The sequence below is a fragment of the Mesorhizobium sp. M0001 genome (assembly GCF_040324255.1).
GTDB lineage: Bacteria > Pseudomonadota > Alphaproteobacteria > Rhizobiales > Rhizobiaceae > Mesorhizobium.
Map to the genome: position 1 here is coordinate 402,380 of NZ_JAMYVS010000003.1, position 24,492 is coordinate 426,871.

22 protein-coding genes are annotated in these 24,492 nt (G+C 63.5%); 12 read left to right on the plus strand and 10 right to left on the minus strand.

Annotation, left to right across the window (positions count from 1 at the left end; all coding sequences use genetic code 11):
* The first annotated feature begins 318 nt into the window (after positions 1-318).
* The gene (locus NKK50_RS11860) at positions 319-1,203 is read left to right on the plus strand and encodes a phosphotransferase (RefSeq protein WP_352496892.1); all 885 of its coding nucleotides are present in this window, start codon (positions 319-321) and stop codon (positions 1,201-1,203) included.
* Positions 1,200-3,653 carry a GcvT family protein gene (locus tag NKK50_RS11865; protein WP_352500261.1) on the plus strand — a complete coding sequence of 818 codons (2,454 nt, stop codon included), beginning with the start codon at positions 1,200-1,202 and terminating at the stop codon, positions 3,651-3,653. The genes NKK50_RS11860 and NKK50_RS11865 overlap by 4 nt, the downstream gene beginning before the upstream one ends.
* Before the next feature lie 12 nt (positions 3,654-3,665).
* Here the strand turns inward: NKK50_RS11865 and NKK50_RS11870 are convergent, their stop codons facing one another.
* A complete protein-coding gene (locus NKK50_RS11870; protein WP_352500262.1) occupies positions 3,666-4,298 on the minus strand; it encodes a class I SAM-dependent DNA methyltransferase in 633 nt (210 codons plus the stop codon).
* A 107-nt stretch (positions 4,299-4,405) separates the two neighbouring features.
* Between NKK50_RS11870 and NKK50_RS11875 the strand changes: the two genes are divergently transcribed.
* On the plus strand, positions 4,406-5,308 hold the full coding sequence (locus tag NKK50_RS11875; RefSeq protein WP_352500263.1) for a phosphotransferase: 903 nt from the start codon (positions 4,406-4,408) through the stop codon (positions 5,306-5,308).
* A gap of 1 nt (position 5,309) precedes the next feature.
* On the opposite strand, the gene NKK50_RS11880 is transcribed toward NKK50_RS11875, so the two are convergent.
* Positions 5,310-6,233 carry a DMT family transporter gene (locus NKK50_RS11880; protein WP_352500264.1) on the minus strand — a complete coding sequence of 308 codons (924 nt, stop codon included), beginning with the start codon at positions 6,231-6,233 and terminating at the stop codon, positions 5,310-5,312.
* A gap of 72 nt (positions 6,234-6,305) precedes the next feature.
* Positions 6,306-7,586, minus strand: a complete 1,281-nt coding sequence (locus tag NKK50_RS11885; RefSeq protein ID WP_352500265.1) for an amidohydrolase family protein — start codon at positions 7,584-7,586, stop codon at positions 6,306-6,308.
* 175 nt (positions 7,587-7,761) lie between these two features.
* Here NKK50_RS11885 and NKK50_RS11890 point away from each other — a divergent pair, with 175 nt between their 5' ends.
* The gene (locus NKK50_RS11890) at positions 7,762-9,519 is read left to right on the plus strand and encodes an ABC transporter ATP-binding protein (protein ID WP_023698913.1); all 1,758 of its coding nucleotides are present in this window, start codon (positions 7,762-7,764) and stop codon (positions 9,517-9,519) included.
* Positions 9,520-9,585: 66 nt separating this feature from the next.
* On the opposite strand, the gene ilvD is transcribed toward NKK50_RS11890, so the two are convergent.
* Positions 9,586-11,430, minus strand: coding sequence for a dihydroxy-acid dehydratase (ilvD, locus tag NKK50_RS11895; RefSeq protein ID WP_023725822.1), 1,845 nt, complete (start codon positions 11,428-11,430; stop codon positions 9,586-9,588).
* A gap of 270 nt (positions 11,431-11,700) precedes the next feature.
* On the opposite strand from ilvD, the gene NKK50_RS11900 reads away from it, so the two are divergent.
* Positions 11,701-12,171, plus strand: a complete 471-nt coding sequence (locus NKK50_RS11900) for a VOC family protein (RefSeq protein WP_023685112.1) — start codon at positions 11,701-11,703, stop codon at positions 12,169-12,171.
* Positions 12,172-12,348: 177 nt separating this feature from the next.
* Here NKK50_RS11900 and NKK50_RS11905 read toward each other — a convergent pair whose 3' ends face one another.
* The gene (locus NKK50_RS11905) at positions 12,349-13,941 is read right to left on the minus strand and encodes a peptide chain release factor 3 (RefSeq protein ID WP_023685113.1); all 1,593 of its coding nucleotides are present in this window, start codon (positions 13,939-13,941) and stop codon (positions 12,349-12,351) included.
* A gap of 138 nt (positions 13,942-14,079) precedes the next feature.
* On the opposite strand from NKK50_RS11905, the gene NKK50_RS11910 reads away from it, so the two are divergent.
* Entirely contained in the window at positions 14,080-15,153 is a 1,074-nt protein-coding gene (locus NKK50_RS11910) for an NAD(P)/FAD-dependent oxidoreductase (protein WP_023672884.1), read from the plus strand.
* Here NKK50_RS11910 and NKK50_RS11915 read toward each other — a convergent pair.
* The 3 genes from NKK50_RS11915 to NKK50_RS11925 all read right to left on the minus strand — a co-directional run bounded on the left by NKK50_RS11915 (position 15,147) and on the right by NKK50_RS11925 (position 17,886).
* Entirely contained in the window at positions 15,147-16,520 is a 1,374-nt protein-coding gene (locus tag NKK50_RS11915) for an amidase (RefSeq protein WP_023725823.1), read from the minus strand. The two genes, NKK50_RS11910 and NKK50_RS11915, sit on opposite strands and share 7 nt — an antisense overlap.
* 301 nt (positions 16,521-16,821) lie before the next feature.
* Positions 16,822-17,616 (minus strand): class II glutamine amidotransferase, encoded by a 795-nt coding sequence (locus NKK50_RS11920; protein WP_023685116.1) that lies wholly within the window; start codon positions 17,614-17,616, stop codon positions 16,822-16,824.
* Between the two features lie 15 nt (positions 17,617-17,631).
* Complete coding sequence (locus NKK50_RS11925; RefSeq protein WP_023685117.1) at positions 17,632-17,886, minus strand: DUF6356 family protein; 255 nt, start codon at positions 17,884-17,886, stop codon at positions 17,632-17,634.
* 113 nt (positions 17,887-17,999) lie between these two features.
* On the opposite strand from NKK50_RS11925, the gene NKK50_RS11930 reads away from it, so the two are divergent.
* The 6 genes from NKK50_RS11930 (at position 18,000) to NKK50_RS11955 (ending at position 22,587) form a co-directional block, all read left to right on the plus strand.
* Positions 18,000-18,470 carry an Lrp/AsnC family transcriptional regulator gene (locus tag NKK50_RS11930; protein ID WP_023672880.1) on the plus strand — a complete coding sequence of 157 codons (471 nt, stop codon included), beginning with the start codon at positions 18,000-18,002 and terminating at the stop codon, positions 18,468-18,470.
* A gap of 85 nt (positions 18,471-18,555) precedes the next feature.
* Entirely contained in the window at positions 18,556-19,041 is a 486-nt protein-coding gene (gene dut, locus NKK50_RS11935; RefSeq protein WP_023672879.1) for a dUTP diphosphatase, read from the plus strand.
* A gap of 1 nt (position 19,042) precedes the next feature.
* Complete coding sequence (locus tag NKK50_RS11940; protein ID WP_023713561.1) at positions 19,043-19,702, plus strand: HAD family hydrolase; 660 nt, start codon at positions 19,043-19,045, stop codon at positions 19,700-19,702.
* A 175-nt stretch (positions 19,703-19,877) separates the two neighbouring features.
* Positions 19,878-20,696 (plus strand): hypothetical protein, encoded by an 819-nt coding sequence (locus NKK50_RS11945; protein WP_352543462.1) that lies wholly within the window; start codon positions 19,878-19,880, stop codon positions 20,694-20,696.
* A 76-nt stretch (positions 20,697-20,772) separates the two neighbouring features.
* Positions 20,773-21,576, plus strand: coding sequence for an isocitrate lyase/PEP mutase family protein (locus NKK50_RS11950; RefSeq protein WP_023672876.1), 804 nt, complete (start codon positions 20,773-20,775; stop codon positions 21,574-21,576).
* 12 nt (positions 21,577-21,588) lie between these two features.
* Positions 21,589-22,587 (plus strand): proline racemase family protein, encoded by a 999-nt coding sequence (locus NKK50_RS11955; protein ID WP_023725827.1) that lies wholly within the window; start codon positions 21,589-21,591, stop codon positions 22,585-22,587.
* 5 nt (positions 22,588-22,592) lie between these two features.
* Here the strand turns inward: NKK50_RS11955 and NKK50_RS11960 are convergent, their stop codons facing one another.
* Both NKK50_RS11960 and NKK50_RS11965 read right to left on the minus strand, forming a co-directional pair.
* Positions 22,593-23,294, minus strand: coding sequence for a sulfate transporter family protein (locus NKK50_RS11960; RefSeq protein WP_023672874.1), 702 nt, complete (start codon positions 23,292-23,294; stop codon positions 22,593-22,595).
* A 197-nt stretch (positions 23,295-23,491) separates the two neighbouring features.
* Entirely contained in the window at positions 23,492-24,394 is a 903-nt protein-coding gene (locus NKK50_RS11965; protein ID WP_023725829.1) for a DMT family transporter, read from the minus strand.
* Between the last annotated feature and the right edge of the window lie 98 nt (positions 24,395-24,492).

The following is a 24,492-nucleotide window of genomic DNA, read 5'->3' on the forward strand; positions in this document are numbered from 1 at the left end:
ATTTCATTGACAGTTAGGTAGCACTGGCGTGACATTGACGGCGTGACAGCTTCGGAACTGCCACGGGAGGGTGATGGCAGAGCCGCAATTCACGGACCGGACCGTCTGGCCAGACCGTCTGGGTTTGAACTGGCACAAAAGTTTCTCAAATCCGCGGGGGCGGAGACCGGGTATCAAAACCTGGCCAGAGGGGCTCGTCGGTGCGGCGCGGGATAGGAGTTCCTGCGTCCCGCACCGACGAGATTTTTTGCGTTTCCCAACGCTCGTTGCGCGGCGCATGGCGCCCAGGAAAGCTCCGCAAAAGTCAGGGATGGCCCCGTGACTGCTGAAGACCGCATCCGGGCCTTGCCTTGCTGGAATGGCAGCATCGACATTGCGCCGCTGCCGGGCGGCCTCAGCAACGCCAACTATCTGGTCAAGGACGCGGCCGGGCGGCATGTCGTGCGCTTCGGCCAGGACTATCCATTTCACCACGTCTTTCGCGACCGCGAGGTGATGACGGCCCGCGCGGCGCACGCCGCAGGCTTCGCGCCGGCGGTCCACCATTCCGAACCCGGCATCATGGTCACGGAATTTCTCGGCGCGAAAACCTATGTTGCCGAGGACGTGCGCGCCAATATCGGCCGCGTCGCGGCCCTTATGCGCGGGTTCCATCGCGAGATGCCCAATCACATCTCCGGCGCCGGCTTCATGTTCTGGGTCTTCCATGTCATCCGCGACTATGCGCGAACGCTGAGCGAAGGCGGCAGCCGCAAGCGCGACGAGCTGCCCAGGCTGCTGGCTCTGGCCGACGAGTTGGAGCGGGCCCAGAAACTGCTGCCGATCGTCTTCGGCCACAATGATCTTTTGCCGGCAAATATTCTCGACGATGGCGACAGGTTGTGGCTCATCGATTTCGAATATGCCGGTTTCAACACCGCGATGTTCGATCTTGCCGGCGTTGCCTCCAACGCCGAGATGAGCGACGCGGAGTCCTTCACTTTCCTCACCGCGTATTTCATGCGCGAGCCGGATGAGGCGATCCGCCGCTCGCACGCGGCCATGCAATGCGCCTCGCTGCTGCGCGAGGCGATGTGGAGCATGGTTTCCGAACTTTACCTCGACGCGCCCGGCATCGACTACGTCGCCTACACCGCGCAGAACCTGACGCGGCTCGACGCGGCGCTGGACAATTACCGGACGAAATACGGGACACAGCCATGACATTGCCTACACATGCCGGCATCGTCGTCATCGGCGGCGGTATTATCGGCTGTTCGACGGCCTATCACCTGGCACGCGACCACAAGGCCGATGTCGTGCTGCTGGAACAGGGGAAGCTGACCTCGGGTTCGACCTGGCACGCGGCCGGGCTGGTCGGCCAGCTGCGCTCGTCCGCCTCGATCACCCGCGTGCTCAAATATTCGGTCGAGCTCTACAAGGGGCTGGAAGCCGAAACCGGGCTCGCTACCGGCTGGAAGATGACCGGGTGCCTCAGGCTTGCGACCAATGCCGACCGCTGGACCGAATATAAACGGCTGGCGACGACGGCCAGGAGCTTCGGCATGGACATGCAGTTGCTGTCGCCGGGGGAGGTCAAAAAGATGTGGCCGCTGCTGGAGACCGGCGACCTCGTCGGCGCCTCCTGGCTGCCGACCGATGGGCAGGCCAGCCCCTCCGACATCACGCAGTCGCTGGCCAAGGGCGCGCGCATGCATGGCGCCAAGCTGTTCGAGGACGTCCGCGTTACCGGCTTTGACATGACGGACGGGCACATCACCGCGGTGAAGACCAACAAGGGCGACATTGCTTGCGACAAGGTGGTGAACTGCGCCGGGCAATGGTCACGCCAGGTCGGCGCGATGGCCGGCATTTGCGTGCCGCTGCAACCGGTCAAGCACCAGTACATCATCACCGAGAAGATCGACGGGCTGGCGACCGACGCGCCGACAATCCGCGATCCCGACCGCCGTACCTATTTCAAGGAAGAGGTCGGCGGGCTGGTGATGGGCGGCTATGAGCCGAACCCACAAGCCTGGGCGACCGGCCTGCCCGGCGGCGATGTCCCCGATGACTGGGAGTTCCGGCTGTTCGACGACGACTACGATCATTTCGAGCAGCATATGAGCCAGGCGATCGCGCGCGTGCCGGCGCTGGAGACGGTCGGCGTGAAGCAGATGATCAACGGGCCGGAGAGTTTTACGCCGGACGGCAATTTCATCCTCGGTGTCGCGCCCGAATGCGCCAACATGTTCGTCGGCGCCGGCTTCAACGCCTTCGGCATCGCTTCCGGCGGCGGCGCCGGCTGGGTGCTGGCGCAATGGGTTGTCGACGGCGAAGCGCCGCTCGACCTTTGGGTGGTCGACATCAGGCGGTTTTCCGGTCTGCACCGCGATCGGCAATGGGTCAGCGATCGCACGCTGGAAGCCTATGGCAAGCATTACACAATCGGCTTTCCGCATGAGGAGTATCTGTCGGGCCGGCCGCGCATCGTCTCGCCGCTCTACGAGCGGCTGAAAGCGCACCGCGCGGTGTTCGGCTCCAAGCTCGGCTGGGAACGGCCGAACTGGTTCGCGCCGCAGGGCGCCACATCCGAAGACATTTATTCCATGGGCCGGCAGAACTGGTTTGGCCCGGTCGGCGAGGAGCACCGCCATGTGCGCGAGAAAGTCGGCATCTTCGACCAGTCGTCCTTCGCCAAATACGAAATGACGGGTTCGGATGCGGCTAAGGCGCTGGACTGGATCTGCGCCAACGATGTCGCCAAGCCGGTGGGACGGCTGACCTACACGCAGCTTCTCAACACGCGCGGCGGCATCGAGGCCGATTTGACGGTGGCCAGGCTCGCCGAAGACAAATTCTACATCGTGACCGGCACCGGCTTCCGCACGCATGATCTCTCCTGGATCGGCGACCATGTCGGCAAGGGTCTCGACGTGACGCTGAAAGATGTCACTGAGGATTTCGGCACGCTGTCACTGATGGGACCGCGGGCCCGCGACGTTCTGGCTGCCGTGACCGATGCCGATGTCTCGAACGCCGCCTTCCCGTTCGGCCATATCCGCGAGATCACGACTGCCGGCCATACGGTTCGGGCGCTGCGCGTCACCTATGTCGGCGAGCTTGGTTGGGAATTGCATGTGCCGATCGCCGCCACCGGCGAGATTTTCGACACGCTGATGGCGGCAGGCAAGCCGCACGGCATCCGGCCGATCGGCTACCGGGCGCTGGAATCACTTCGGCTGGAGAAAGGCTACCGCGCCTGGGGCTCCGACATCACCCCCAACGACACGCCTCAGGAGGCCGGCCTCGGCTGGGCGGTGAAGCTGAGGAAGAACACCGATTTCGTCGGCCGGCGGGCGCTCGAAAAGATCAGCGGCGCCGACCTGAAGAAACGCTTTGCCGGCTTCACGGTCGACGATCCCGATATCGTGCTGGTCGGGCGCGAGACGATTTTGCGCAATGGCGAACCGGTCGGCTATCTCACCAGCGGCGGTTATGGCTACACGCTGGCTAAGAACATCGGCTATGGCTATGTCCGCAACGCCGATGGCGTCAGCGACGATTTTCTCAGCTCAGGGGACTATGAGCTGGTGGTCGCGATGGAACGGACGCCGGCGAAGATCCATCTCGAACCGATGTACGATCCTTCGATGAGCAGGATCAAGGCATAGGCTGCGCCAGACTCAGCTCACGCGCAGCACAAGGCCGCGGCTGGGCACGGTGTCAGCCTCGCCCGGCATCGAAACATAAGGCGCAGTCTCCTCGGCACGAACGACCCTGCCCTCAGCTTCGAGTACAGCGATGCGTTCGGCGAAGCCGGCGTTCCACAGCGTGTTCTTGACCGTCAGCACGATGATGCCGTCCGGCCGGCAGATGCGGATCAGTTCATCCAGCCCCCCGGCGCCGACATGGCCGGAGGTGAAAACGCCGGCCGAGACGATGCCGGCATAGGCATTGTCGGCAAAGGGCAGCGGGCCGCCGAGCGCCAGGCAATGCAGCGCCGAATAGACGCCCTTTGCCGCTGCCTTGGCCAGCATGCCTTGCGAAATATCGAGCGCTTCGACCTGGGGATAGCCGGTGATGGCCAGCCACTCGCCGATCAGCCCGGTGCCGGCGCCGGCGTCGAGAAGCGGTGCGGCGCCGCGCGGCAGATGGCGGGCCAGCAGGGCCAGGCAGATCGTCGGATGGCGGTAGCCGGCGGCCGACATATCGGCATCGTAGGTTTCCGACCATTTGTCATAGATCGCGGCGACGTCCTCGGGCCGTTGCGCCGCATAGGCGGCGCCAAGCCCGCCATGATCCTTGTTGCCCGCCATGGCTGTTTCTCCGCCAGCTCGCTGCTCACCCTCGATCGGGATGATAGCCAAACGGCGAAAACTGTGGAACCGTTGTCGCAAGAAATAACACGCCAGGGGCAACAGGCATGGGGACCGACGAGGCACGCGCAACACTTGCGGCGATTCCGGCATTGGCGGGCTATGACGGACCGCTGGAGCGGCTCGGCGGGATGACCAATCTCGTCTTTCGGGCCGGCGATATCTGCCTGCGTATCCCCGGCAAAGGCACCGAGGAATATATCAACCGCGCCAATGAAGCGGTGGCGGCGCGTGAGGCGGCCAAAGCCGGCGTCAGCCCCGAAGTGCTGCATGTCGACCCTGCGACAGGCGTGCTGGCGAGCCGCTTCGTTGCCGGCGCCGTGACGATGTCGCCGGAAAAATTCAAGCTGCGCGCCGGCAGCCCGGCCCGCGCCGGCGAAGCCTTCCGCAGGCTGCACGCGTCCGGTGCGGTGTTTCCGTTCCGCTTCGAGCTGTTTGCAATGATCGACGACTATCTCAAGGTCTTGTCGACCAAGGACGTCGCCTTGCCGCCGGGCTACCACGACGTGGTGCGCGAATCCGACACCGTGCGTGCCGCCCTTGCTGCCCATAGACTGCCGATTGCCGCCTGCCATTGCGATCCACTGTGCGAGAATTTTCTCGATACGGGCGAGCGGATGTGGATCGTCGACTGGGAATATTCGGGGATGAACGACCCGCTCTGGGACCTCGGCGACCTCTCGGTCGAAGGTCGGTTCGACACCACGCAAGAGGAAGAGATGATGCGCGCCTATTTCGGCGGCGAGGCGAAACCGGCCGAGCGCGGCCGCGTCGTTATCTACAAGGCGATGTGCGACCTGTTGTGGACGTTGTGGGGGCTGATCCAGCTTGCCAACAACAACCCGGTCGAGGACTTCCACGCCTATGCCGACGGCCGCTTCGCCCGTTGCAAGGCGCTGATGGAAACGCCTGAGTTTTCACGGCATCTGGCGGCGGTGCGCCAAGGTTAGGTCAATTCACGCCTTTCGGCACGTTCTCCGGCGGCACGACTGTTTCGACCACCTTCTGGCGGTGGAAGATGAACAGGCCGGCGAACACGACGATGGCCGAGCCGATCAGGATGCGCGGTCCCGGCAGGTCGCCGAAGAATGCCAGGCCGAAGATCACCGCCCATAGAAGCAGGCTGTAGTGCAGCGGCGCCAGCGTCGAGGCAGGGGCCAGTTTCAGCGCCCTGGTAATCATCAGATGCGCGCTGCAGGAGACGATGCCGAGCAGGAGCATGGCGCCGAAATCGAGTGCCGAGGGCGTCTGCCAAGCGCCTATGGTCATCACGCCGCCGACCAGCAGCGTGCCGATAGTCTGCCAGGTGACCAGCGTTGTGTCGCTGGTGCCGCGCAGGCGGCGGCTGAGGATGATGGCAAAGGCGAAGGCGATGCTGCCGACCAGTGCGAACAGCGAGGACTGCGAGAACGCCGCCGAAGACGGCTTCAAGATGATCAGCACGCCGCAGAAGCCGACCATGATGGCGGCCCAGCGGCGCCAGCCGACCTTTTCGCCGAGCAGGAAATGCGACAGCGCCGCCACATAGATCGGCCCGGCCATGTAGAAGCTCATCACGTCGGCAAGCGGAAGATAGACGACGGCGGCATAGAACAGCGCCGTGTCCGCCGTGGTCGCCAGCACGCGCAGAATCTGGAGGACCGGCCGCTCCATCCGGAACAGTCTGCGGGCGCCCTGGTTGGCGATCATCGGGCCGAGCACGATGAAGGCGCCGATGGATCGGATCAGCACCACCTGGCCGACCGAGAAGCTGGCGACCAGCCATTTGCCCATCGCGTCGTTCAGCGCGAACATGAAGTCGCCGGCCAGCATCAAGAGGATGCCGGCCAGAAGCGCGTTCCTGATAGTGAAGGTGCGGACGAGCGACTGGGCCATGCGGCTCCCTAGCTGCAAGCGGTCGCTTTGACGAGGCAAATCGGTAAGACCAGCGGCGGAAATCGGCTGTTTCTACGCAGTTTTGTGCCGCCGGTTCACCTGTCCGGGACGGCCGGCGATCGACAGCCGTGTCTCCTGTTTCGTGCGCTCGGCCACCACCTTGCCCCTGGCGACGACGCACAGCCGTTCGGCACGTAACCTCAAGGCTTCGATCGGATTGCCGGCATCGAGGATGACGAAGCTGGCGCGCTTGCCCACGGCAAGGCCGAGATGATCGAGGCCCATGATGGCGGCGTTGACATTGGTGACCATGTCGAAGCAGCGTGCCATGTCGGCAGGGCTCGACATCTGAGCGACGTGAAGCCCCATGAAGGCGACGTCGAGCATGTCGGCGGTGCCCAGCGAATACCAGGGGTCGAGAACGCAATCCTGGCCCCAACCGACGCGGATGCCGAGCGCCAGCATCTCCTTCACCCGGGTCATTCCGCGCCGTTTGGGAAACGTGTCGTGGCGGCCCTGCAGCATGATGTTGATCAGCGGATTGGGGATCGCCGACACACCGGCCTCGGCAATCAGCGGCAGGAGCTTGGAGACGTAATAATTGTCCATCGAGTGCATCGAGGTGAGGTGCGAGCCGGCCACCTTGCCCTGAAGGCCAAGGCGGTGGGTCTCATAGGCAAGCTGCTCGATGTGGCGCGACAGCGGATCGTCGGTCTCGTCGCAATGCAGGTCGACCATCAGCCCGCGCTTAGCCGCGATTTCGCACAATTCGGTCACCGAGCGCGTGCCGTCGGCCATGGTGCGTTCGAAATGCGGGATGCCGCCGACGATGTCGACGCCCATGTCGAGCGCGCGCAGCGTGTTCTGGCGCGCCGTCGGCGAACGGTAGAAGCCATCCTGCGGGAAGGCTACCAGTTGCAGATCGATATAGGGCGCGACAATCTTCTTGACGTCGAGCAGCGCCTCGACCGCCAGCAGCCGGTCGTCGCAGACATCGACATGGGTACGGATGGCGAGCAGGCCCATCGAGACCGCCCAGTCGCAATAGGCGAGCGCCCGCTCGCGCACCGCGTTATGGGTCAAGAGCGGCTTCAGTTCGCCCCACAGCGAAATGCCTTCCAGCAGCGTGCCCGAAGCGTTGATGCGTGGAATGCCGTAGGACAGCGTGGCGTCCATATGGAAATGCGGATCGACGAAGGGCGGCGAGATCAGATTGCCACGGGCGTCGATCGCCGTGCCGGCGCTGACATGCAGTTCGGGCTCGATGGCGACGATCGTCTCGCCGATGATGCCGAGATCGGCGACGGTGCCGTCGGGCAGCGTTCCGCCGCGCACAACAAGGTCGAAATCCATCTGTCGTCATCTCCCTGAAGCTCGAACGCCGCAATCGTGGCGCAAAAGACACCGTGCCGCAGCCGATTGTCTCCGCGACAGCGAAAGGTTCCATCCGGCCACAACTCGCTCTATAAGCCGCCTTTCGCCCCGGTGGCGAATCCGAAATTCGTCAGTCAGTCATGGGATCGGCCATTTGTTTCGCTTCTTCCGTTCGACGGAAAACCAGCGCCTTATCGCAAGGCTTTTGCGGGAATCCTTTCACGCACATAGATTTGGCTACGCTGCGGCCATTCTGTCGATGCTGGTGGTGGCGGCAACGACAGCAGCCAGCGCCTATATGCTGCGCGAAATCACCAATGAATTCGTGGTTTACAAGAGGATTGGGCAGGTCAATCTGATCGCGGCGGCGACCGGAGCGATTTTCATTCTCAAGGGCTTCGCAAACTTCATCCAGGCCTACTTCATGAGCAGGGTCGGCAATGCCATCATCGCCGACCGGCAGCGCAAGATCTATGACAGCATTCTTGCACAAGGCATCGAATTCTATCATTCGACCTCTTCGTCCGAACTGATTTCGCGCATGACGAACAATGCCCAGGCCGCGCGCAGCGTGCTCGACCAAATCGTCACGTCCTATGTTCGCGACCTGGTGACGCTGGCTGCGCTGGTGGGTGTGATGGTCTGGCAGCAGCCGGCGCTGTCCCTGATCTGTCTGGTGATCGGGCCGATCGCCATTTACGGCGTCAATCGTATCCTCAAGCGCGTCCGAAAAATTGCCTCGCAAGAATTCCGTTCGCTCGGCCAGATCGTGCAGGTGATGCAGGAAACGGCGATCGGCGTGCGCGTCGTCAAATCCTTCGGTCTCGAAGGCGCCATGCGCAAGCGCATGTACAAGGCCGTGTCGGACGTGGAGAGCCGCGCCAACAACATCGCCACGCTGGAGGCCGCCACCAGCCCGGTGATGGAAACGCTTGCGGGGCTGGCCATCGCTGGCGCCGTTTTTGTCAGCGGCTTCCTGGTTCTGGGCGGCGGCGGTCAGATGCCGGGCAACATCATGGCGTTCATCGCGGCGCTGCTGTTGGCCTATGAGCCGGCCAAGCGCCTGGCCCGCGTACGCATCTCGCTTGAAACCGGCATTGTCGGCGTGCGCATGATGTTCCAGCTCGCCGACCGGCCGCTGACGCTGGCCGAAAAGCCGGATGCAAAGCCGCTGCGGGCCGGGCCGGGCGAGATCCATTTCGACAATGTCAGCTTCGCCTACCCCGAAAGCGCGCCGGTGTTCGAGGGACTGGACCTGACGCTTGCCGCAGGCAAGATGACGGCGCTGGTCGGACCCTCGGGCAGCGGCAAGTCGACCATCCTCAACCTGATCATGCGCATGTACGACCCGCAGGTCGGCAGGGTGATGTTCGACGGGCAGGACATTTCTTGTGCCACGCTCACCTCGGTCAGGGAAAAGATCGCCTATGTCAGCCAGGACACGTTCCTGTTTGCCGGCACGATCATGCACAACATCAGGCTCGGGCGCGAGGGCGCCACGGACGAGGAAGTAATGGCCGCCGCAAGGGCCGCCAATGCACATGACTTCATCAGCGCCCAGGCGAAAGGGTACGACACGGATGTCGGCGAGAATGGCGCGCTGCTGTCAGGCGGCCAGCGCCAGCGCATCTCGATCGCGCGCGCCATGCTGCGCAATGCCGAAATCCTGCTGCTCGACGAGGCGACCAGCGCGCTCGACGCCGAATCCGAGGCGCTTTTCCGCGACGCGCTGCAGCAGCTGACGGTCGGGCGCACCACCATCGTCATTGCCCACCGCCTGTCGACCGTGCACCAGGCCGACACGATCGTGGTGCTGGAGGCCGGCAAGGTGGTGGAAAGCGGCGCGCATCGCACGCTGCTCAACCAGGGCGGGCTGTATCAGAAGCTTTACGAATATCAGCTGATGCCGTGAGCTTTACCCTCCCCCTTGTGGGGAGGGTCGCTGCGCAGCAGCGGGGTGGGGTCGGCGCCGCACCCCTCACTCCGGTACGTGCCGCACCGCGCCCTTGTCGGCGCTGGTGGCGAAGGCGGCGTAAGCGCGCAGCGCGGTCGTCACCTTGCGCTTGCGCTTTTCCTCGGGCTTCCAGGCCATGGCGCCCTTCGCCTCCATGGCCGCGCGGCGCGCGTCGAGTTCAGCGTCGCTGACAGCAAGCCGGATCGTGCGGTTGGGGATGTCGATCTCGATCGTATCGCCTTCCTGCACCAGTCCGATCGTGCCGCCTTCCGCTGCTTCGGGCGAGGCATGGCCGATCGACAGGCCTGATGTGCCGCCGGAGAAGCGGCCGTCGGTGACCAGCGCGCAGGCCTTGCCGAGGCCTTTCGACTTTAGATAGCTCGTGGGGTAGAGCATTTCCTGCATGCCGGGACCGCCGCGCGGTCCTTCATAGCGGATGACGACGACATCGCCGGCCTTGATTTCGTTGGACAGGATCGCCTTCACGGAAGCGTCCTGGCTTTCGAACACGCGGGCCGGGCCGGTGAACTTCAGGATCGACTCGTCAACGCCGGCCGTCTTCACGATGCAGCCGTCGAGCGCCAGATTGCCTTTCAGCACGGCAAGGCCGCCGTCTTTCGAGAACGGCGTCTCGGCTGAGCGGATGACGCCCTTCTCGCGGTCGAGGTCGAGCTCGTCCCAGCGGCGGTCCTGGCTGAAGGCGACCTGTGTCGGCACGCCACCCGGAGCGGCGAGAAAGAAGTCGCGGACGCTCTGGCTCGAGGTGCGGGAGATGTCCCAATGGTCAAGCGCTTCGCCCAGGCTTGCCGTATGCACCGTGGGCAGGTTGCGGTTGAGCAGCCCGGCATTGTCGAGCTGGCCGAGGATCGCCATGATGCCGCCGGCGCGGTGGACGTCTTCCATATGCACGTCGGACTTGGCCGGTGCGACCTTGCACAGCACCGGAACGCGGCGTGACAGCCGGTCGATGTCTTCCATGGTGAAATCGACCTCGCCCTCATGGGCGGCGGCCAGGATATGCAGCACGGTGTTGGTCGAGCCGCCCATGGCGATATCGAGCGTCATGGCGTTCTCGAAGGCGCCTTTGGAGGCGATGCTGCGCGGCAGTGCCGACTCATCATCCTGCTCGTAGCAGCGCTGGGCGAGATCGACGATGAGATGGCCGGCCTCGACGAACAGCCGCTTGCGGTCGGCGTGGGTTGCGAGGGTCGAGCCATTGCCGGGTAGCGACAGGCCGAGCGCCTCGGTCAGGCAATTCATCGAATTGGCGGTGAACATGCCGGAGCACGAGCCGCAGGTCGGGCAGGCCGAGCGTTCGATGACCTTGACGTCCTCGTCGGAGATCTTGTCGTCGGCGGCGGCAACCATGGCGTCGACCAGGTCGAGCGCTTGTGTCTTGCCGGCGAGCACCACCTTGCCGGCTTCCATCGGCCCCCCGGAGACGAAGACGCTTGGGATATTGAGGCGCAAGGAGGCCATCAGCATGCCGGGCGTGATCTTGTCGCAATTGGAGATGCAGACCATGGCATCGGCGCAATGCGCGTTGACCATATATTCGACCGAGTCCGCGATCAGCTCGCGCGACGGCAGCGAATAGAGCATGCCGTCATGGCCCATGGCGATGCCGTCATCGACGGCGATGGTGTTGAATTCCTTGGCGACACCGCCGGCCTTCTCGATCTCGCGCGCCACCAGCTGGCCAAGGTCCTTGAGATGGACATGACCCGGCACGAACTGGGTGAAGGAATTGACCACCGCGATGATCGGCTTGCCGAAATCCGAGTCCTTCATGCCGGTGGCGCGCCACAGGCCGCGGGCGCCGGCCATGTTGCGGCCGTGGGTGGTAGTGCGGGAGCGATAGGCCGGCATGAATGTTCCTTGGCTGGTTGGCTGCGCTCAACGCGGAGCGTGGCGGCGCTTAATTTGGACCGCGGGGTTTATAGACCGGCAAGTATGGTCTGGCCACATTTTTGCAATGCGCCAGAGTCTCGCTGAAATCAGGGTTTCGAAAAAGATTGCCGGCCAGTGTCGGATCGCTAGCCCGGCATCCGTCCTTGGGACGACGGCAAGGGAATGGCACCATTTCTATAAGTCAGCCGCTTCACCTGTAACCGCAACCAAACACCCGAGGAGCATGACATGCAAAAGATCACCACCTGCCTGTGGTTCGATGGCCAGGCCGAAGAGGCGATGAATTTCTACGTTTCCATCTTCAAGAACTCGAAGGTACTGAGCGTGCTGCGTTGGCCCGAAGGCCATACCGATGCCGGCAAGGCGCTGGTAACCACGTTCGAACTCGACGGCGTGCAGTTCCAGGCGCTGAACGGCGGACCGCAATTCAAGTTCAACGAGGCGATGTCACAGTCGATCGACTGCAAGACGCAGGAAGAGGTCGACTATTTCTGGGACAAGCTCATCGAAGGCGGCGGCGAACCGTCGCAATGCAGCTGGCTGAAGGACAAGTTCGGCGTCTCCTGGCAAGTCGTGCCGGAGCAACTGCCGCGCCTGCTTCTGGATCCGGACCGGGCCAAGGCCGGGCGGGTGATGTCGGCGATGATGCAGATGAGCAAGATCGATATTGCCAAGATCGAGGAAGCTGCGAAGGGGTGAGAAGCGGCCGCGTAGCGGACGAAAAGCCAATTGCTTTGCTTTTCGAGCTTCGAACGCCCTGAGCCACGCGAACGGCCGGCGCGCGTTGGAGCCAATTGACCCTTCAAGGTCGGCGCTGCCCCTCATCCGCCCTCGGGCACCTTCTCCGCGTAAGCGGGCAGAAGGAAAAGGGGCGCCTTACGCCGCCTTGTCGCGGACCTGGTAGTCCTTGATGGTGGCGAAGCGGATCGCCCTCCAGCGTTCGGCTTCGTAGTTCAGCGAGAAGGCGTTCTGGGCCAGAAACACCGGGTCGTTGTCGAGATCGCGGGCGATGTCGCCGCGATGCGCCTCAATGAAGCGAAGCGTTTCGGCCTTGTCGTCGGCAGAGATCCAGCGGCAGACCGAGAAGCGCGACATTTCGAATTCGACCGGCAGCGTGTATTCGAAATTCAGCCTTTCCTTCAAGACGTCGAGCTGCAGCGCGCCGACAACGCCGACGATGGCCGGCGAGCCGTCTTCCGGCGAAAACAGCTGCACGACGCCTTCCTCGGCCATCTGGTGCAGCGCTTCCTTGAGTTTTTTCGCCTTCATCGCGTCGCCGAGGCGCACACGGCGCAGGATTTCCGGCGCGAAGTTGGGTACGCCGCGGAACAGTATCTCCTCGCCTTCGGTCAGCGTATCGCCGATACGCAGCGTGCCGTGGTTGGGAATGCCGACGACATCGCCGGCAAACGCTTCGTCGGCGGTGACGCGGGTGCGGGCAAAGAAGAACTGCGGCGCCGACAGGCTCATCGGCTTGCCGGTGCGCACCAGCTTGGCCTTCATGCCGCGCTCGAGCTTGCCCGAACAGACGCGCACGAAGGCGATGCGGTCGCGATGGTTGGGGTCCATATTGGCCTGGATCTTGAACACGAAGGACGTCATCTTCTCCTCCGTCGCCTCGACCTTGCGGGTGTCTGCGTCCTGCGCACGCGGCGGCGGGCCGAAGGCGCCGAGCGCCTCGATCAGGTCGCGCACGCCGTAATTGCGCAGCGCCGAGCCGAAATAGACCGGTGTCAGATGGCCTTCGCGGAAGGCGTCGATGTCGAGCGGGCGGCAAGCTTCGCGCGCGAGCTCCAGCTCCTCGATGAAGGCCTCGCGCTCGTTTTCCGGCAGCAGGCCGGCGACGCGGTTGGAGTCGGGGCCGTTGACCGGCGTGCGGTCTTTCTCGGCATCGCCCCTGCGCACAGCGTTGAGCGCCAGGTGGTAGGTGCCGGCAAAAGTCTTGCCGCGGCCGATCGGCCAGGTGATGGGGGCAGTGTCCAGCGCCAACTTCTGCTCGATCTCGTCGAGAATTTCGAACGGGTCGCGGCTTTCGCGGTCCATCTTGTTGATGAAGGTGATGATCGGGATGTCGCGCAGCCGGCAGACTTCGAACAGTTTCAGCGTGCGCGGCTCGATACCCTTGGCGGCGTCGATGACCATGACGGCGCTATCGACCGCCGACAGGGTGCGGTAGGTGTCGTCGGCAAAATCCTCGTGGCCGGGCGTATCGAGCAGGTTGAAGACATTGTCCTCATATTCGAAGGTCATCACCGAGGTGACGACCGAAATGCCGCGCTCGCGCTCGATCTTCATCCAGTCGGACCGGGTCTGGATGCGATCCTTCTTGGCCTTGACCTCGCCGGCAAGCTGGATGGCGCCGCCGAACAGCAGCAGCTTTTCGGTGAGCGTCGTCTTTCCGGCGTCGGGGTGGGCGATGATCGCGAAAGTGCGGCGGCGCGATACCGCCTGTTCGATGTCTTCAGCCAATTTCTGGAATCCTGTCTGTGGCGCGGGCTTCTAGCAGCGCATTGCTGGCCTGTCGACAGTTTCGGGCCGGCAGGCCGACCACACTTGAGCTTGAATCGTTACGGTGGCATCAGAGGAGCCCATTCTGAGAGGTCCGGTATGAGCAGCGCTAAAGAAGTCATCGTCATTGGCGCCGGCATTATCGGGGCGTCCATAGCCTGGCACCTGACCAAGGCCGGGGCGCGGGTGACTGTGATTTCCGATAGTGGTGCCGGCGGCGTCGCCACGCCAAACTCCTTTGCCTGGATCAACGCCAGCTGGGGCAATCCCGAAATCTATTTCCGGCTGCGCATCCGTGCGATGGCCGAATGGAAGCGGCTGGCAAACGAGCTGCCCGGCCTGCCGCTCGCCTGGTGCGGCGGGCTGTGCTGGGATCTGCCGGCCGACAGGCTCGAAGCCTACGCGGCTGAGCACGCTTGCTGGGGTTACGGCATCGAACGCGTCGACGCCGGGCGGGCAGCGCAAATCGAGCCCAATCTCGTCGAGCCGCCGGAATTCGCTGTCTATGTCGCGGAGGAAGGCGTGGCCGAACCGGTCGCAGCGGCCAAGGCGCTGCTGGCCCACGCAGAACGGCAAGGTGCGCGCGTTCTCTCCAGTTCTGTAACCGCACTTGTCCAGACCGATGGCAGGATTGCCGGTGTCGATACATCGCATGGGCTGATGCCAGCCGAAGAGGTGGTGATCGCAGCCGGTGTCGGGGCGCCCGATATTGCCGCTACCGCCGGCATCAAGCTGCCAATCGAGACGCCGCCCGGTCTGATCGTCCACTCGCAGCCCTACAAGAAGCTCCTCAACGGGCTGGTGCATGCCGAAAAGCTGCATATGCGCCAGACGGCGGAGGGCCGCATCATCGCCGGCTCGGATTTCGCGGGGAGCGATCCCGGTGAGAATCCCGACGCCACGGCGCGCGAGCTGTTTGCAGCAATGAAGGCGGCTTTGCGCGGCGCCGACGAATTGGAATTCGATTTCCACACGGTTGGCTACCGGCCGACGCCGATCGACGGCTTTCCGATCATCGGCCGCGCCGAGGGCACGGAAGGTCTCTATGTCGCCGTCATGCATTCCGGCATAACGCTGGCGCCCGCGGTCGGGCTGTTCGCCACGCGCGAAATTCTCGACGGCGAGCGTGATCCGCTGCTGACGCCTTATGGGTTGGGTCGGTTTGCTCAGTAGCCCGGCGGACGCTTGAAGCCGCCGGTCAGCGCTTCGATCGCCTTGGCGATGCCGAGCAGCCGCGATTCCGACCAGCGCTTGCCGACCAGTTGCAGGCCGATAGGCAGGCCGTCGCGGTCTTGCCCGCAGGGCAGCGAGAGTGCCGGATGGCCGGAATAATTGAAGACCGCGCCATAGGCCGGTAGCATCCAATAGCTTTGCTCCTTGCCGTCGACTTCGATCGGCGTGCCGGGCTCACAATGCGCGAAGGCCGTGGTCATGGCGACCGGGCACAGCAAGGCATCGCAGGTTTCGAAGAACCTGTCCCAGGCCAGGATCGAGCGGTCGCGGCGAGCGAGCGCCTCGAACCAATTGGTGATCGGCGTTGGCTGCTCCGGCGGTTCGGGCTGCGCTGCCTCCAGCATCATGCCGATCAGATCGCCGCCCTGCTCCAGATCGTCATGCAGATCGATCTCAGGCAAGTTCGCTTCTTCCACAATCACCCCTGCTGATTGCAACCGCTTGGCCAGGCTTTCGACCGCGGCAGCGATTTTACCAGCCACCGGAAAGCCGGGGAAGGACGGCGCGACGGCGATGCGCAATGTCTTGAGGTCGAGCCTGGGCATGGCCTCTACGGGCACCGGCGCGAGGTCGGTGTCTGCTCCGTCCGGGCCGGCGATGATTTTGTAGATCAGCGCAAGATCCTCCACGCTGCGCGCCAGCGGGCCGAGGCAGGACATCAGCCGCACGCTACGCGCCGCGCCGTTCGGATCGGGGAAGGCGCCGGCCAGGGACACGCGGTGCTCGGTCGGTTTCAACCCGTAGACGCCGCAAAAAGCCGACGGCAGGCGGATCGAATCCTGCATGTCGGTGCCGACATCGAACGGCGTCATGCCGGTCGCCACCGCTGCCGCTGCGCCACCGCTGGACCCGCCTGACGTGCGCGATCGGTTCCACGGATTGCTGGTGCGACCGAACAGCGGATTGTCCGATTGCCAGTCGCCCAGCATCGTCGCGACATTGGTCTTTCCAATCAGGATGCCGCCTGCGGCTTTCAATCGGGCGACGACCGGGCTGTCTGCCTTTGCCACATAGTCGGCGAATGGTGCGAAACCAACCGTGGTCTTCATATCAGCGGTTTGGTGCATGTCCTTCAACGTGAAAGGCACGCCATGCAGCGGTCCGAGCGCATCGCCGCGCGCCTGCACCGCGTCGGCTTGTTTCGCGCGCTCGCGGGCGCCTTCCCGATCGAGATTGACGACCGCGTTGACCGCCTCGCTGTGTCGGTCGATTTGGGTCAGATGGGCGTCCAGAGCTTCGACGGCGGAGATCTTTCGCGCCGCGATTGCGGCGGCGAGATCGATGGTCGAGGAAAAGGCGAGGTCCATGATTGCTCCGGCTGCTGCCAAACGTATCGCGGTTTAAAACCAAGTTCAGCATTCGGAGATCATCGGCGCTTGATCAAAATTGCGCTTGCCGGTCGGTAGAGGTTGGCGCTCTACGGCGCCCCCCTCTGTCCTGCCGGACATCTCCCCCACTTTGGGGGAAGATTGGCAGCTTTGGCTTCGGCGCCCCTTTTCCTGCGTTGAAAATTGGCGAAGGCCGCCGTGACCTCCAATCTCCCCCCTCGTGGGGGAGATGTCCGGCAGGACAGAGGGGGGCGCGAAGGAATGCGGCTTAGACTAGGGCCTAGACGACCAGTGCCAGCCTTGCCACAGCCGGCACGAACGGCCGAATGCTCATCCCATCGCCAGTGATCGTGACAAAACTCGCCGGCGGGATCGCCTGCCAGTCGCCGCCTTCGCGGTCGAAGGGTTCGGACACGATGCAACGACCGCCGTTGCGGAGCGACGTGTACAGGGTCGGTGCGTGGGCATCGCTTGCGTAGCGCACGGCATAGAGCGCGCGCCCATCCGAAAGGGCCGCAGTGAGTTTCAAGGCCGGTTCGAGACCGGCGTGGCGTGACGCCTCCAGAACCCGAGCGGTGGCGCGCGATACTGCCCCTTGCGGGTCGCCAGCAAGACCCTCGTCGATCATCAGCAGGAAAAACAATTCGGAATCGGTGGTGCCCTCGCGCTGGTCGAAGACGGCGTCAGAGAGCGAGTTCTCCAGCGCGCGGCGGATCTTTTCGAAGCCGCCGATCTGGCCGTTGTGCATGAACGACCAGTTGCCGGAGATGAAGGGATGGCAGTTCATGCGGCTGGTGGCGCCGCCGGTCGACGCCCTGACATGGGCGAGGAACAGGCCGGATTTGATCTGCCGGCATAGGCTTTTCAGATTGGGATCCGACCAGGCCGGCAGGATGTCGCGGTAGAGGCCGGGCTCGGGCCGGTCGCCATACCAGGCAAGGCCGAAACCGTCGCCATTGGTCGGCGACTTGGCTTCCTGGGCGCAATGGCTCTGGGCGATCAGCGAGTGGCAAGGTGCGGTGACGACGTCTTCGAGGAAGACCGCTTCACCCAGATAGGCCGCCCATCGGCACATGGCTTCTAACCAATCCTAGGCGCGATCCAAGAGAGCCTGGGGCTCCTTGACCGCGTGCGAGCCTCTGTTGTGCGTCCGCTCGTAGAGTTCGCGAACGATTCGGCTTGCCGTAGTTTCGAAGAGAAACGGCAAGAAAGCGTGAACGAGTGCCGCACCAGCGGCCATCAGGAGGCGCGAGCAGAACCAGGCGGCAAAGGCCATATGGCTGAAATAGGTCTCGCCCACCTTGGCCGGGTGAGAGGTGAACAGCTTCGAAAACAGCGTCGTCATGGTGATCCCTCCTGCCGGGATAAGCCCCGATGTGGGTATCCTGCCACAGGGTAAAGGTTCATCGGTCTCAATTTGTCCTTGTCTAACGCCGTGGTTCGGGACATTCATCCCACATGGCGCTTGAATTTGATGAAATCGACCGAAGATTGCTGGCCGAGCTGCAACGCGACGGCACACTATCGGTCGATCAGCTCTCCGAAAAAGTGTCGCTGTCGCGCAACGCCTGCTGGCGCCGGGTCAAGCGGCTGGAAGAGGACGGCGTCATCACCGGACGGGTGGCGCTGGTCGATGCCGACAAGCTCGGGCTCGGACTTTCGGTGTTCATCCTGATCCGCACCTCCAATCATGACCCGGACTGGCTGCAGAAGTTCCGTGCGGCGGTGACCGGTTTTCCCGAGATCACCGGGGTCTATCGCATGTCCGGCGATCTCGACTACGTGCTGCGCGCCCGCGTCGCTGACATGAAGGCCTATGACCGGCTCTATCAGCGGCTGATCGCCAAGGTGGCGCTGTCGGACGTTTCGGCCTCCTTCGTCATGGAGGAGATCAAGGAGACGACCGTCGTTCCGATGGAATTGCGCTAGGTCACACTGACGCCTGAAAGAAAGCCGTTGATAGGCCTGCGGACGAGTTGACCGAATCGCCGTTCGCGCCGATAGGATCGATTTTATGCGCGCAGCCTTCCAAAATTCCTCCGTCATTGGTCCCACTGTCGGCTTCGTCAGGTTGCCGCATGGAGATGGACTTCCCCTTCCCGCCTATGAAAGCACCGGCGCCGCCGGCATGGATCTGCGCGCCGCGGTGCCGGAAGACCGGCCGCTGCTGATCCTGCCTGGCAAGCGCGCCTTGGTGCCGACCGGTCTGATCCTGGAAATTCCCGAAGGAATGGAAGGCCAGGTGCGGCCGCGCTCCGGCCTTGCCTTCAAGCATGGGCTGACCGTCCTCAATTCACCGGGCACGGTCGACAGCGACTATCGCGGCGAGGTCAAGGTGCTGCTGATCAACCTTGGCGACGAGGATTTCGCGGTGACGCGCGGCATGCGCATTGCCCAGATCGTCTTTGCCGCGGTGACGCAGGTGACGGTTGAGGAGCGCTCGCTGGCCGGCGCCACGACGCGCGGCGCGGGCGGGTTCGGATCGACCGGCACCGCCTGAAATGAGCATACCGAAACTGGTCATCTTCGACTGCGACGGCATCCTGGTCGACACCGAGAACCTTGCCAACCGGCGGCTTGCCGAGTGGTTTGTTGCCGCCGGTTATCCCACCACATTCGAATATTGCCGCAAATATTTTTCCGGCCGCAGCATGGCTTCGGTGCAGAAGGAAATCGAAGAGACGACCACGGTGCGGCTCGGCGCCGATTTCGTCGATCGCTGGAATGCCGGCCTGCCCGATCTGTTTGCGCATGGCGTCGAGGCGATCCCCTATGTGCGCGACTTCATCGAGGCGGTTCGCGCGGCCGGCATTCCCTATTGCGTCGCCACTTCCGCGCGTATCTCGAAGATGCACATCACGCTCGGCCAGACCGGGCTGCTGCCGCTGTTCGAGCATGGCATGTTCTCTTCGACCATGGTCAGCCGCGGCAAGCCGTTCCCGGACCTGTTCCTGCATGCGGCAAAGACCATGGGCTTTGTGCCCGCCGACTGCATCGTCATCGAGGACAGCGTTGCCGGCACGCAGGCCGGCATTGCCGCCGGCATGCGTGTCTATTCCTATCATGGCGATCCCTATTCCGACCGCGATGGCCTGGCCAGCGCCGGCGGCGTCCTGTTCGACGACATGCGCGAACTTGCCGGGCTGGTGCCGATCCACTGAAGCTGTGTTAGGTTCCGCGCGGCCAGCCTGAGGCGCCCATGCCAACGAACCTGCTTCGCTCCATCCTAAAGCGTTTCACCGTTTCATGGAAACGGCGAACCGCTCTATCTTTTTGTTTTGTCGCAATTTCGGCCGGAAAACCGCACACACTTTTCCTGAAATTGCTCTAGCGCTTGTGCTGCTGCCGTGGCTTTGGACCGCAGCCGGCGCGCAAGCCGTCAGCTTCCCGGAATTCGGCAGCGCCATCCCCGGCCACATGGATGTGACCTATCTGGACCTCGCAAGGATGGTCATTCCCGGCCTCGCAGGTAACAGCAACGGTTTCTACCGGGGTGGATTGCCGATCGAGATGCGCCACATCGAGGGACCGGATGGCGGCGGTTCGCCGCCTGAGACATCGGGCCTCTCCAACGCCGGCGTGCTCGCCATCAAGGCCGGGGGCAAGGACCGGCTGGCGATGCTCTACGACCTCGGCGACTCTCCCGACAGCGCCGAAGGCTATGCCGTGCTGGCGCTCTACGACATCACAGACAAGCCGAAGCTGCTCGACGCCGTCAATGTCGCGCTCGACCGCGGCACCTATTTCCGTGAACCGGGCAAGCTTTCCGTTGGGCCGAACGACGACATCGTGATCACCATGAGCGCGCATTTCAATTCAAGCCAAAACTACGCAATCACGCCGCTGATCATGGTGCGCGACGACAAATTCCAACTGATCGACATGATCTTCACCTTCGATGAGGACCTGTGCGCCTACAGCCGGAAGCAGGACGTTGCTTTCCAGACGATCGCTGACGGACAGCCTTATGCCGCGGTCAAAGTGACGGTGACCGACGCCACGGTGCTCAACGGCGAGAGCTGCGACGACCAGCCGCCCAAGCCTGAAGCCCACGCAATTTCCGTCACCTATCATTGGGACAAAAAAACGTTGCACTATGTCAACGATTCCGATGCGCTGGACAGATTGGCAGGAGAGAACGCCAAACGCTTCTGAGCCAACCGCATTCGTTTGCTCGGTGCATTGCTGCACGATAGAATCTGCCGGCATTTCGCATCTGAAGGGAGCACTCATGGACAAGGGCAAGATCTTTCGCGACCTGCACGCCTCGACCTTCGTCATGCCCAACCCCTGGGATGTTGGCACGACCAAGCTCCTGGCGTCCTTCGGTTTCAAGGCGCTGGCGACCACCAGCGCCGGTTTTGCCTTCTCGCGCGGCCTGCCCGATGGCGCAGTGACCTTCGAGGCGATGATCCACCATTGCCGCGAGCTGACGGCGGCAACCAGCCTGCCGGTGTCGGCCGATCTCGAGAAAGGCAAGGGCGACAGCGCGACGAGTGCCGCCGAGACGGTTTTTGCGGCCGAAGCGGCAGGTCTCGCCGGCTGCTCGATCGAGGACCATACCGGCGATCCCGACAAGCCCATCTATGAGTTTTCACACGCCGTCGAGCGCGTTGCAGCTGCTGCTGAAGCCGCACGGGCGCTCAAGCATGATTTCGTCTTCACCGCGCGGGCCGAGAATTTCCTTTGGGGCAAACCGGATCTCGACGACACGATCAAGCGGCTGCAGGCCTTCGAAAAGGCCGGCGCCGACGTGCTCTATGCGCCGGGCCTCAAAGATGTCGAGACCATCCGGAACGTCTGCTCGGCAGTGAGCAGGCCGGTCAATGTCATGGCACTCCCGGCCTTCACCATCGCCGACCTCGCCATGGCCGGGGTCAAGCGCATCTCGCTTGGGCCGTGGCTGACCAATTTCGCCTTCGGCATGCTGGAAACCGCGGCGCGAGAGATCCAGCAGGACGGCACGTTCGGCTTCACCCGCGCCGCCATGCCGTTCGGCAAATTGCAGGCGCTGTTTTCCAAATCCTCAGGCTAGGGGTCCCGGCGCATGACGCTCACCGTCGTCGACATGCACACCGGCGGCGAGCCGCTCAGGATCGTCACCGACGGCTATCCAGACATTCCCAAAGGCACGATCCTGGAAAAGCGCGCCTATGTGCGCGACCACCTCGACCATTTGCGCAAGCTGCTGATCTTCGAGCCGCGCGGCCACTACGACATGTATGGCGCGCTGCTGGTGGAGCCCGACCTGCCCGGCGCCGACCTGGCCGTGCTGTTCATGCACAATGAGGGTTATTCCACCATGTGCGGCCACGCCATCATCGCGCTTGGCCGCTACGCCGTCGACGAAGGACTGGTGGCGAAACAGGAGCCAATCACCATGGTCAACATCGAGGCGCCGTGCGGCTTGGTCGTCGCTTCGGTGGAGGTCAAGGACGGCAAAGCGGGATCCGTGTCGTTCGAAAGCGTGCCGGCCTTTCTGTTTGCCCATGACCAACAAATCGAATTGGCGGGATACGGCAAGATTGCGTTCGACATCGCCTATGGCGGCGCCTTCTACGCGCTGGCCGACTGCCATCAATTCGGCCTGGAGTTCGGCCGCAGCCGGGTGCGCGATTTCGTCGACGCGGCAACCGCGCTGACCGAGCGGCTGAAGGCGGAGTTCCCTCTATCGCATCCCGACCATGCCGATCTCGCTTTCCTCTACGGCACCATCCTCACCGATGGACGAGATGCGTTCTCCAGCGAGGCAACGAAAAACATCTGCGTCTTTGCCGATGCCGAGGTCGACCGCTCGCCGACCGGCTCCGGCGTCACCGCGCGGCTGGCGGCAATGCATGCCAAGGGTGAAATCAACCCTGGTCAGGAGCGGTCCTTCGAAAGCATCGCCGGCTCGCGCTTTTCCGGAGCGGTGGCGCGCACGACCATGGCCGGCCCGCATGATGCGATCATCGCCCGCGTCGGCGGCCGCGCCTACTATTCGGGCCGGGCGGAATTCACCGTCGAGCCGGATGACGAATTGGGACGCGGTTTTCTTCTGCGTTGATAGGCCTATCGCCCGGCGCTCTCCCGCGCGCCGACCGCCTTGTGCAGATGCACCATCATGGCGGCGGCAAAGAGCGGCGTCAGCAGGTTGAGCAGGGGCACGGCGAGGAAGGCAGCGATGAGCAGCCCGGCCAGAAAGACGGTGCCGGCATATTTCCGGCGCAACGCCCTCGCCTCATCTTCCGGGCGGAAGCGCATGGCGGCGAATTCGAAGAATTCACGTCCGAGCAGATAGCCGTTGACGATGAAGAAGGCGGCGATGTTGACGCCTGGAACCAACAGAAGGAGCAAGGCGACGATGTTGCCCAGGATGACGACGCCGAAGAATTTCACCGACAACACGAGCGAGCGCAGCGCCGGCATGGCGCGTCCGACGGGATCGGCCGGATAGTCGGTGCGCTCGACCACTTCGGCGATGTCGTCGAGAAACAGGCCGGCCACGATTGCCGTCACCGGCGCGATCAGCAGCGCCATCCCGAAGGCAAGCGCGATGGCAGCGATGATGCCGCTCAGCCATCCGGCCCAGGACGGCAGGCCGGGCAGCAAGGAGTGAACCCATGGCAGGGCCAGCCAATCGACAAGCCCGGTCAAGACGAACCACAAGGCGACCAGCGCCAGGACGGTCAAGCCCAGCGTCTTCAGGAAAACCGCGCGGAATTCGGGAGAAAACAGCCGGCTGAAGGCGGCGCGGGCAGCGTTGGAGATCACGGCGTTTCACCCCCAGGAACAAACGGATATCTCCGACATAGGCGGAGACCCTGTCAGCCGCAAGCCTGCCGGAGCGGGCGCAATTCCGGACGGGAACTAGAGGATGATCCCAAAAAGTGGGTACCGGTTTTTGGACAAGATCATGCTCCAACAAAGGGTTAGATCATGATGAGATTTCAACCAAATCTCATCATGATCTAGCGCGCCAGCGCCCGGGAGCGGGCGGGGATGGTCATCGCCGCAACGCCGGCGACGACGCAGCCCATGCCCCAGAAAGCTGTCGGCCCAAGGCTCTCGCCGAGGAACACGACGCCGATTCCGACGCCGATCGGCACGCGCAGATAGGCCTGCGACGTCGTGCCGACCGAACCAAGCGTGTGGATGAGGCGGAAAAAGATGCAGAAGGCCAGCGCCGTGGAGAACACCGACAATGCCAACAAGGCCAGTATCGACGCCATTGAAGGCGACAGGGTCCACGGGCGGTCGAAGGCCAGGCTCAAGGGGACGAGGATGACTGCGCCGCACAGCATCGAGCCGGCGGCCGGCAGCATCGGGTCGAGTCCCCTAAAGCCGCGGCCAAAGATGGCGGCGCCGGCATAGCAGACCGTGGCGGCAATGACGGCAAGTTGCGCCCACAATTGATGGCCGAGCCCGCCAAGCGCCTGGGTGCCGACGATCAGGCAAATGCCGGCAATGCCGGCACCGACACCGAACAGCTTGCGTGCGGTCACGGATTCGTGGCGGATGATAAGCGCGGTCAGCAGGAAGGTGAAGATCGGCGAGGTCGCGTTCAGAATGGTGGCCAGACCGGCGTCGATGGAGCGCTCGGCGGCGGCGATCAGCGTGAACGGCACGACGCTGTTGAGGCAGGCCTGGACCATGAACCGCCACAAGGTCGCGCCGTCCTTGGGCATGGAAAGGCCGCGCCAGCGGATCAGCGCGAGCAGGATGGCGCCGGCGATCAGGGTGCGAGCAGCGATGAAGGTTATCGGCGGGATCGTCTCGACACCGATCTTGATGAAGGTATAGGACGCGCCCCACAGGGCGGCCAGCACGCCAAGCAGCGCCAGTTCGGTGGCCATGTCGGTCTTTGCTTGCATGCAGGGTGCTTCCAGCGCTTGATCTGAGGCCAAGCTTGTAGGCGACCCGGCGGTCAGATGCTTCGGCCACGGTCGAACTGTGATGGAGCCTCGTCCCA

Coding starts and splice junctions, on each gene's coding strand:
- NKK50_RS11910 (WP_023672884.1), top strand. CDS start 14,080: ATGAGCAGCGCTAAAGAAGTCATCGTCATTGGCGCCGGCATTATCGGG.
- NKK50_RS11870 (WP_352500262.1), bottom strand. CDS start 4,298: ATGGCGGGCAACAAGGATCATGGCGGGCTTGGCGCCGCCTATGCGGCG.
- NKK50_RS11900 (WP_023685112.1), top strand. CDS start 11,701: ATGCAAAAGATCACCACCTGCCTGTGGTTCGATGGCCAGGCCGAAGAG.
- NKK50_RS11950 (WP_023672876.1), top strand. CDS start 20,773: ATGGACAAGGGCAAGATCTTTCGCGACCTGCACGCCTCGACCTTCGTC.
- NKK50_RS11955 (WP_023725827.1), top strand. CDS start 21,589: ATGACGCTCACCGTCGTCGACATGCACACCGGCGGCGAGCCGCTCAGG.
- NKK50_RS11885 (WP_352500265.1), bottom strand. CDS start 7,586: ATGGATTTCGACCTTGTTGTGCGCGGCGGAACGCTGCCCGACGGCACC.
- NKK50_RS11875 (WP_352500263.1), top strand. CDS start 4,406: ATGGGGACCGACGAGGCACGCGCAACACTTGCGGCGATTCCGGCATTG.
- NKK50_RS11915 (WP_023725823.1), bottom strand. CDS start 16,520: ATGGACCTCGCCTTTTCCTCGACCATCGATCTCGCCGCCGCAATCGCG.
- NKK50_RS11920 (WP_023685116.1), bottom strand. CDS start 17,616: ATGTGCCGATGGGCGGCCTATCTGGGTGAAGCGGTCTTCCTCGAAGAC.
- NKK50_RS11965 (WP_023725829.1), bottom strand. CDS start 24,394: ATGCAAGCAAAGACCGACATGGCCACCGAACTGGCGCTGCTTGGCGTG.
- NKK50_RS11865 (WP_352500261.1), top strand. CDS start 1,200: ATGACATTGCCTACACATGCCGGCATCGTCGTCATCGGCGGCGGTATT.
- ilvD (WP_023725822.1), bottom strand. CDS start 11,430: ATGCCGGCCTATCGCTCCCGCACTACCACCCACGGCCGCAACATGGCC.
- dut (WP_023672879.1), top strand. CDS start 18,556: ATGCGCGCAGCCTTCCAAAATTCCTCCGTCATTGGTCCCACTGTCGGC.
- NKK50_RS11925 (WP_023685117.1), bottom strand. CDS start 17,886: ATGACGACGCTGTTTTCGAAGCTGTTCACCTCTCACCCGGCCAAGGTG.
- NKK50_RS11940 (WP_023713561.1), top strand. CDS start 19,043: ATGAGCATACCGAAACTGGTCATCTTCGACTGCGACGGCATCCTGGTC.
- NKK50_RS11930 (WP_023672880.1), top strand. CDS start 18,000: ATGGCGCTTGAATTTGATGAAATCGACCGAAGATTGCTGGCCGAGCTG.
- NKK50_RS11880 (WP_352500264.1), bottom strand. CDS start 6,233: ATGGCCCAGTCGCTCGTCCGCACCTTCACTATCAGGAACGCGCTTCTG.